Genomic DNA, 8,319 nt, shown 5'->3' on the forward strand with positions numbered 1-8,319 from the left:
TCACGCACGACGCCTTCGGGCTCGGCACGGTCGTGCGCGTCGAGGGTGAGGGGGACAAGACGATGGCCCACGTCGACTTCGGCGACACCGGCACCAAGCGGCTGCTGCTGCGCTACGCGCCGCTCGAGAAGCTCTGACCCCTCGCCACGCTCTGACCCCTCGCCAAGAGGGTGCTCAGAGGTTGATTCCCTTGGCGCTCAGCCACGTCCGCGGGGCAACGGGAGCGCCGCCACCCGGGTGGATCTCGAGGTGCAGGTGCGGGCCGGTCGAGTTTCCGGTGTTGCCGCTATAGGACACCGTCTGCCCCGGCGACACCGAGTCGCCGGCGCTGACGACCAGCCGGCTGTTGTGCGCATACCAGGACACCGTGCCGTCCCAGTATTGGATCTTGACGAAGTTGCCGTAGCCCGTGCCGTCCCAGCCGGCAAACAGCACCTTGCCACTGGAGAGGGCGCGGACCGGCGTGCCGACCGCGGCGGCGAGGTCCTGACCGTTGTGCATCTTGCCCCAGCGAGGGCCGAAACCGGACGTGAGCGAGTAGCCAGAGAACGGGCTGACCCAACGGCGGTCCCCGGTGATGGGGCCAGCGGTCCGGTCGGGGCCCGGGTTGCCGGTGCCGCCCCCGACGCCGGCCGGCTTGGCCGCGGCTGCCTTGGCAGCAGCGGCCTTCGCCGCGGCAGCTTTGTCCGCGGCAGCTTTGTCCGCCGCCGCCTTCGCGGTGCTGGCCTGGGCGCGGGCGGCTGCCTGCTGCGCGGCGGCCTCTTCGCGCGCAGACCCCTGCTCCGCCACGGTCCCGGCGCGCACCGAGTCGCGGGACACACGGCCGCTGTCCGCGCGGGCAGCCGCGGCAGCGACGGCGGCGCTGGCGTCGACGGCACTCCACCCGGTCGATACCGCGTCGGCGGCGCTCGCGACCGCCCCGGCCTGGACGCCGAGGGGGCTGGCGCCCACGTCACGGACCACGACGGCGCCGACGACCGCACAGCCCAGCAGGGCCGCCGGGATGACGATCCGACGACTGCGTGTGTGCTGGGGCGCAGGCCGATGACGGCCCGTGTAACGGGTGTGGGACACGTGGGAGACCTATCTCGGGCCGGGGGCGGAGCCCATAGCCTAACGTGATCGTTTCGTTATCGAAAAATCGTGTGTCGGCTACCCTGGCTGGGGAGCCCTCGCGGTGGCCGGTGGAACGCTACGTCAGCGTAGGGAATGCGCGGCAGCCGGGTGGCCGCCCGTCGGCGCCCTGGGGACAGCCGTCAGGACGGCGACGCGGCTGTGGACGGGGCCTCGGGGAAGAGCGAGGCGCCGCGCCGCCGCGGGATCTCGGCCACCGGCGGCGTCACGGTGGCGCCGCTCGAGTCGAGGTGCGCGAGGGCGTGCGAGATGCCGCGGACGACCGCCGGGGTCACGGGCAGGCTCATGTGGCCCACGCCGTGCAGCTCGATGTTGTGCACGTTGAGGTCGTCGTGGTGCAGGGCCGCGTTGCGCTGCGGGATGACGACCTGGTCGAGGTCGGACCAGTAGACGACGAAGCGGGTGCCGCAGTGCGCGACCGGCTGCTCGAGCTCGCGCAGCAGGGCACTGCCGGGTCGCAGCTGCCTGGTGAGACCGGCGTTCCAGCCCAGGGCAAGGTAGCTGCCGGCGTGGGGGGTGCCGAGGGTCACCAGAGTGTGCACGTGCTCGTCGCCGCCCAGCCGGGTGACGTAGTACCGCGCGATGAGGCCACCCATGGAGTGGCCGATGACATGGATCCGCTCGTAGCCCGTCTCCTCGACGATGCGCTCGACCTCCTGGCCGAGGCGGGCGGCCGCCACGCGCACGTCGCCGGTGAGGATGGAGTAGTTCATCGTCTCGATGCGCCCGAAGCCCCGGCGCACGAGCCCGCGGCGCAGGACGGTGAAGATGGAGCGGTTGTCGACCATGCCGTGCACGAGCAGGATCGGGGTCTCCGCGGCCTCGACGTCCTGGATGGCGAGCCCGCGCTGGGTCGGGGGCAGGTGGCTGAGCCGATAGCCCTGACGCCGGTCGGTGGCCGAGCCGAGCAGGCCCAGCGGGTAGAGGCCCAGGTGCAGCCCCATCCACGTCGCCTCCAGAGCGGCCCCCGCGAGCCCGGTCGGCGTCAACAGGGCCCGGGCGAGGTCCGTGGCGGCCGAGCACAGCCCGGTGCGCCGACCGGCCGGCTCGGGGGCGCTCGCCGTCCGGCGCGGGAGCCTCACGGCGCCGTATGCCGCTGTCACGTCTGCGAGGTTACCGGCCGGGATGGGTCGTCGGTCACATTGCGCCTCGGCCAACGAGGCGAGAACTAGAGTGCCCACCATGACTGAGTCCCCCGTCCGCGTCGTCGTCGCCAAGCCCGGCCTGGACGGACACGACCGTGGCGCCAAGGTCGTCGCGCGCGCCCTGCGGGACGCGGGCATGGAGGTCATCTACACCGGCCTGCACCAGACGCCCGAGCAGATCGTCGAGGCGGCCATCCAGGAGGACGCCGACGCCATCGGGCTCTCCGTCCTCTCCGGCGCGCACCTGACCCTCTTCGCCAAGGTCGTCGAGCTGCTCAGGGCGAAGGAGGCGAGCGACATCGTCGTCTTCGGCGGCGGCATCATCCCGGACGACGACATCCCGCAGCTCGAGGCCCTCGGCGTCGCGAAGGTCTTCACGCCAGGGGCCACCACGATGGAGATCGTCAAGTGGGTGCGCGACAACGTGCCCACCGACTGACGGCGTCTTCAGCGCCGCCGTCGCCCGCGCGCGCGAGGACCAGGTCTGCTGGCCCGCGTACCGGGTGGGCAATACACCCCCGCGTGCGCGCGCGAGGACACGGTGCGCCCGGGGCCGGCCCCACGCGGCCCGAAGGCGCGCACGGTGGCGCTGTCCACATCTGCCGCCGGAGTCCGGCCACCGTCCACAGGGCCGTCCGGGGCGGGTGACGAGCGAGCGCGGCAGCGGCCACCGTGACCGGATGGACCTGAACCTCCTCGGCACGAACGGCGTCTTCAGCGCCGCCGACGCCCACGCGCACGGTCTCGACTCGCATGCGCTCGACCGACTGCTGCGCTCGGGCGCCTGCATCCGTCTGACGCGCGGCTGGTATGCCCGCTCGGACGGGCCGGTCGATGACACGACGCGTCATGCGCGCGCGGCGACGGCGCTGGGGCTGCAGTTCGGGCACCGGGCGGCGGTCAGCCACCACTCCCTGTTGATCGTCCGCGGACTCCCGACGTATCGGGCCGACCTCGCGACCGTGCACCTGACGTCGACCCTCCCCACCGCTCCGACGGACGTCGGTGTCGCCGCGAGGCGGCCGGGCCTCGTGATCCACCGCCCGGTGGCGGGGCTGGTCCGGGCGCCGCTCTCGGGGTCAGCGGGCGGCAGGGCCGCCCCGGCCGGTATGCCGCTGGCTCACGCCATCGTGCAGGCCGGCCTGCTCTCGGGCCCCGAGAGCACGCTGGTGCCCGCCGATGCCGCTCTGTGCCGAGGACTGGTCGACCCGGCCGGCCTGCTCGCGGCTGCCTCGTCGCTCGCCGGGCGGCGCGGGATCGGGCCGGTGCGCGCGGCACTGGCCCAGGCTGACGGCCGGCACGAGTCGCCGGGCGAGACGCGCACGGCATACCTGCTGCATGCGCTGGGCTACCAGCTCGACCCGCAGGTCGAGCTGGTGGCGGAAGGCCGGCGGTTCCGGGCGGACCTGCGGATCCGGGGGACGCGGGTGCTCGTCGAGTTCGACGGCGCCGTGAAGTACGCCGGCGGAGACGGGCGGGCGCTGTTCGAGGAGAAGAGGCGTGAGGACGCCCTGCGGCGCGAGGGGTGGGTGGTCGTGCGCCTGGTTTGGGCCGACCTCGACGACCCCCCGCTCGTGCGCGCCCGGATCGAGCGGGCTCTTCGGCTCGTCGCCTGACTGCTCTCGGCCCCGCTATGCGCGCTCCCGGAAGGACATGGCCGGCGGCCGCGCGCACGCTGCCGGGGGGCGCGCACGCTGCCGGGGGGCGCGCCCGCTGCCGGGGGGCGCGCCCGCTGCCCGGCTCGGCGGCATACGGGCTGGCCTGAGGCGTGAGACGGGGCTGTGATCTTGGTCCGATGCGGCCGGTCCCGGGCCGTATGCCGTGCCCGCGGGCACTAGAGTCCCAAAGTCAGCCCGACGAGGATTCGATTCGACGACGAGGACGGACCACCTGTGGATCTCTTCGAGTACCAAGCGCGCGACATGTTCGAGTCGCACGGCGTGCCGGTCCTGGCCGGGGCCGTTGCCACCACGCCGGAGGAGGCCCGTGCCGCGGCCGAGCGGATCGGGGCGAAGTCCGGGGGCGTGACCGTCGTCAAGGCCCAGGTCAAGACCGGTGGCCGGGGCAAGGCGGGCGGCGTCAAGGTGACGAAGTCGCCGGAGGAGGCCCGGGCGGCCGCCGAGCAGATCCTCGGGATGGACATCAAGGGCCACACGGTGGGCACCGTGATGATCGCGCAGGGCGCCCGGATTGCGGAGGAGTACTACTTCTCGCTCCTGCTCGACCGCGCCAACCGCAGCTACCTGTCCATGTGCTCCAAGGAGGGCGGCATGGACATCGAGCAGCTGGCCGAGACGCGCCCCGAGGCCCTGGCCCGGGTGCCCGTCGACCCCAACGTCGGCATCGACGACGCCAAGGCCCGCGAGATCGTCGACGCGGCCGGCTTCGCCGACGAGGACAAGGACGAGCTCGTCCGCGTCCTCAAGCTGCTCTGGACCGTCTACCACGACGAGGACGCGACGCTCGTGGAGGTCAACCCGCTCGTCAAGACCGAGGACGGGCAGATCGTCGCCCTCGACGCCAAGGTCTCCCTCGACGCCAACGCCGACTTCCGCCACCCGGACCACGCGGCCCTCGAGGACAAGGCGTCCGCGGACCCCCTCGAGGCCGCCGCCAAGGCCAAGGACCTCAACTACGTCAAGCTCGACGGCTCGGTCGGCATCATCGGAAACGGCGCCGGGCTCGTCATGAGCACCCTCGACGTCGTGGCCTACGCGGGGGAGGACTTCGGGGGCCAGCGGCCGGCCAACTTCCTCGACATCGGCGGCGGCGCCTCGGCCGAGGTCATGGCCAACGGCCTGCACATCATCCTCAGCGACGCCCAGGTCAAGAGCGTCTTCGTCAACGTCTTCGGCGGCATCACCGCGTGCGACGCGGTCGCCAACGGGATCGTCGGGGCCCTCGACGCGCTCGGCGAGGAGGAGAGCAAGCCGCTCGTCGTGCGCCTCGACGGCAACAACGTCGAGGAGGGGCGGCGCATCCTGGCCGAGCGCGCCCACCCCAACGTCATCATCGAGGCGACCATGGACGGCGCGGCCCGCAAGGCTGCCGAGCTCGCCGCCGCCGCGACCGACTGAGCCCCGCGCAGAACCGAAAGGCGTCAACAGCCATGGCAATCTTCCTCAACGCTGACTCCAAGATCATCGTCCAGGGCATGACCGGCTCCGAGGGCATGAAGCACACCCAGCGCATGCTCAAGTCCGGCAGCACCATCGTCGGGGGCGTCAACCCCCGCAAGGCCGGCCAGTCGGTCGACTTCGAGGGTGGCGTCTCCGTCCCCGTCTTCGGCACGGTCCAGGAGGCCGTCGACACGACCGGCGCCAACGTGTCCGTCATCTTCGTGCCGGCGGCCTTCACCAAGGCGGCCGTGGTCGAGGCGATCGACGCCGGGGTCCCGCTGGCGGTGGTCATCACCGAGGGCGTCGCGGTCCGCGACACGGCGGAGTTCTTCGCCTACGCCCAGTCCAAGGGCAGCACCCGCATCATCGGCCCGAACTGCCCCGGCCTGATCACTCCTGGCGTGTCCAACGCCGGCATCATCCCTGCCGACATCTCGGGCGGTGGCCGCATCGGCCTCGTCTCGAAGTCCGGCACGCTGACCTACCAGATGATGTACGAGCTGCGGGACTTCGGCTTCTCCTCCGCGGTCGGCATCGGCGGCGACCCCATCATCGGGACGACGCACATCGACTGTCTCGAGGCGTTCCAGGACGACCCGGACACCGACGCCATCGTCATGATCGGCGAGATCGGCGGCGACGCAGAGGAGCGGGCGGCGGCATACATCAAGGACCACGTCACCAAGCCGGTCGTCGGCTACGTCGCCGGCTTCACCGCGCCGGAGGGCAAGACGATGGGCCACGCCGGTGCCATCGTCTCCGGGTCCTCAGGCACGGCACAGGCCAAGAAGGAGGCCCTCGAGGCTGCGGGCGTCCAGGTCGGCAAGACCCCGTCAGAGACCGCGCAGCTCATGCGCGCGATCATGCAGGGCCAGGGAATGTAGCCCTCCCGCACACCTCGGACGACGAGGGCGGCCCCGGCGTCCGGGGCCGCCCTCGTCCGCTGTCGGCGTGGCCGCTCGCTCTGGGGGCCACTCCTTGTGACCATGAGGGCACATCAGCGGCCCGCCGCGCCCCGTCTCCCGAGAGGAAGAGCACTGTCCAGCTCGCCCCGCCCGTCATCTCGCCTGCCGTCGTCCGGGCCAACCTCCGGGCCAACCTCCGGGCTGACCTCCGCCCTGCGCTCCGGCGCGCTCGCCGCCGTGGGGACGTGGGCCGTCGTCGTCCTCCCGGCCCTGGTCGGCTGGGTCAGCGCACCGCAGAGCTCGGTCAGCTGGTCCACGGCGGTGGCCGTGGCGAGCGGGATCTGGTTCCTCGGGCATGGCCAGTCGATCGGAGGAGGCGGCCTCGCCGTGTCCGTCGTGCCGCTCCTGCTGCTGGCGGCGTTCGTGCTCCTTGCCCGGCGGGCGCTGCGTCGCCTGCTCGCCGCCGAGCGGGCCGGGGCGCGCCCGAGCGAGTGGGACGCCGTGCTGGTGCGCCTCGTGCCCGGCTTCCTGCTCGGGTATGCCGCGGTGGCCGTCCTCGTGGGACTCACGACCCTCGCCGGCCCGGTCCGGCCCGGCCCGGCCGGGGTGCTGGGGGCGCTCCTCGTGCCGGTCGCGGCCACGGCCACCGTCCTGCTGCGGCACGGGCCGGAGCAGCCGACGCGCCTGGGCCGACGCCTCCTGGAGAGGTGCCCGGGCGGCGTGCGCGACGTGTGGGAGGGGCAGCCCTGGCTGCCCGCCGCCTGGCGCGCCGGCTGGCGGGGAGCCGGCGTGCTGCTCGCCCTCGGTCTCGCGCTCGCCGTCTCGCGGATCGCGGCGTCCCTGCCCGACATCGCGAGGATCCATGGCGAGTACGACCTCAACGTGGGTGCTGCGGCCGTGCTCGTGGCCGCCCAGCTGCTCACGCTCGGCAACCTCGCCACGTGGGGGGTCTCCTTCATCGCCGGACCGGGCTTCTCGCTCGCGACGGGTGGGGCGATCTCCCCGGCGGGTGCGCATCCCGGGCTCATGCCGCTCGTGCCAGTGCTCGGCGCCCTCCCCGACGAGGCCAGCTATCCGCGGGCGCTGTTCCTCGTCGTCCTCCTCCCCGTCGGGGTCGGCGTCCTCGTCGGCTGGTGGACGGACCGCCGGTCGCCGGACGGCGCGTCGGTGCGGGAGCGGTTCGCCGCCGCGGGCGCCGCCGGAGCGTGCTCGGTGGTCCTGGTCGGGGTCCTCACCGCCCTCGGCAACGGCTCCGTCGGCGTCGAGCGGCTTCGTGCCGTGGGCCCGACCGTCGGGCCGATGGTCGGCGCGCTGCTCCTCGAGGTGGTGGCGGGTGCCGCCGCCTGGGTGGGCTACCGCGTGTGGCGTCAGCGTCGCGCGGTGCGCCCCGAGGACGCCGACGGCGCGCAGCAGCGGCAGAGCGTGGTCAGCGGATGAGGAGGCCGGAGCCGAGCGGGTCCTGCTGCCGCAGCAGCTCGCAGTCCGCGGCAGCCAGCTGGGTCTGGGCTGCCGCCATGCACTCCTCGTAGGCCCGCACGCTCTGGTAGAAGACCGCCTGCATCACGAGGGTCGCGAGCAGCGCGGCGGTCAGCACCAGCGTCACGACCGGCCACACCTTGTCGAGGCCCCGTTGTCCCCGCAGGAAGCGCAGCAGCCGCACGGAGAGGCCGACGGCGAGCGTCAGCGGCAGGGCCGCGACGAAGCGCCTCGGCAGCGGCAGGTACAGCGCGACGATGCCGAGCAGCGCGAGCAACGACACGGGCAGGCTGCGCCTGGCCTTCTCACGGGCGAAGTCGAGGTCACGGCGAAGCGGGCCTGGCGTCATCTGACCATCGTCGCCGATGGACGCCGACGGGACGCGTCAGGGCGGGGCCGGCGGGTTCGGTAAACTCCGCCCGTGACGAGCGAAGCGACCGGCCGCGTGCCCGTCGTCGTCCTCGTCTCGGGGTCCGGCACCCTCCTGCAGGCGCTGCTCGACGCCGCCCAGGACCCGGCCTACGGCGTCCGGGTCGCGGC

9 protein-coding genes are annotated in these 8,319 nt (G+C 73.2%); 6 read left to right on the forward strand and 3 right to left on the reverse strand.

The window, feature by feature from the left end; genetic code table 11:
- Positions 1–137, forward strand: a 137-nt coding sequence (locus VFJ94_RS06890; RefSeq protein ID WP_325003468.1) for a hypothetical protein, incomplete at its 5' end; no start/stop codon positions are given.
- Positions 138–174: 37 nt separating this feature from the next.
- Here the strand turns inward: VFJ94_RS06890 and VFJ94_RS06895 are convergent.
- Together VFJ94_RS06895 and VFJ94_RS06900 are read right to left on the reverse strand one after the other, a co-directional pair.
- Complete coding sequence (locus VFJ94_RS06895; RefSeq protein ID WP_325003460.1) at positions 175–1,074, reverse strand: M23 family metallopeptidase; 900 nt, start codon at positions 1,072–1,074, stop codon at positions 175–177.
- Between the two features lie 182 nt (positions 1,075–1,256).
- Entirely contained in the window at positions 1,257–2,237 is a 981-nt protein-coding gene (locus tag VFJ94_RS06900; protein ID WP_325003461.1) for an esterase/lipase family protein, read from the reverse strand.
- 79 nt (positions 2,238–2,316) lie between these two features.
- Between VFJ94_RS06900 and VFJ94_RS06905 the strand changes: the two genes are divergently transcribed.
- The 5 genes from VFJ94_RS06905 (at position 2,317) to VFJ94_RS06925 (ending at position 7,740) form a co-directional block, all read left to right on the forward strand.
- Positions 2,317–2,718, forward strand: a complete 402-nt coding sequence (locus tag VFJ94_RS06905) for a cobalamin B12-binding domain-containing protein (RefSeq protein WP_325003462.1) — start codon at positions 2,317–2,319, stop codon at positions 2,716–2,718.
- Positions 2,719–2,959: 241 nt separating this feature from the next.
- The gene (locus VFJ94_RS06910; protein ID WP_325003463.1) at positions 2,960–3,895 is read left to right on the forward strand and encodes a type IV toxin-antitoxin system AbiEi family antitoxin domain-containing protein; all 936 of its coding nucleotides are present in this window, start codon (positions 2,960–2,962) and stop codon (positions 3,893–3,895) included.
- 276 nt (positions 3,896–4,171) lie between these two features.
- Complete coding sequence (gene sucC / locus VFJ94_RS06915; protein ID WP_325003464.1) at positions 4,172–5,356, forward strand: ADP-forming succinate--CoA ligase subunit beta; 1,185 nt, start codon at positions 4,172–4,174, stop codon at positions 5,354–5,356.
- Positions 5,357–5,388: 32 nt separating this feature from the next.
- Positions 5,389–6,282: a succinate--CoA ligase subunit alpha gene (gene sucD / locus VFJ94_RS06920; protein WP_325003465.1), complete on the forward strand. Its 894-nt coding sequence runs from the start codon at positions 5,389–5,391 to the stop codon at positions 6,280–6,282.
- A 258-nt stretch (positions 6,283–6,540) separates the two neighbouring features.
- Entirely contained in the window at positions 6,541–7,740 is a 1,200-nt protein-coding gene (locus tag VFJ94_RS06925) for a DUF6350 family protein (RefSeq protein WP_325003466.1), read from the forward strand.
- Here VFJ94_RS06925 and VFJ94_RS06930 read toward each other — a convergent pair.
- Positions 7,730–8,128: a hypothetical protein gene (locus tag VFJ94_RS06930; protein ID WP_325003467.1), complete on the reverse strand. Its 399-nt coding sequence runs from the start codon at positions 8,126–8,128 to the stop codon at positions 7,730–7,732. The two genes, VFJ94_RS06925 and VFJ94_RS06930, sit on opposite strands and share 11 nt — an antisense overlap.
- Positions 8,129–8,319 lie beyond the last annotated feature (191 nt).

Origin of the sequence: Intrasporangium sp., from assembly GCF_035688975.1 — a bacterium.
GTDB lineage: Bacteria > Actinomycetota > Actinomycetes > Actinomycetales > Dermatophilaceae > CALMNV01.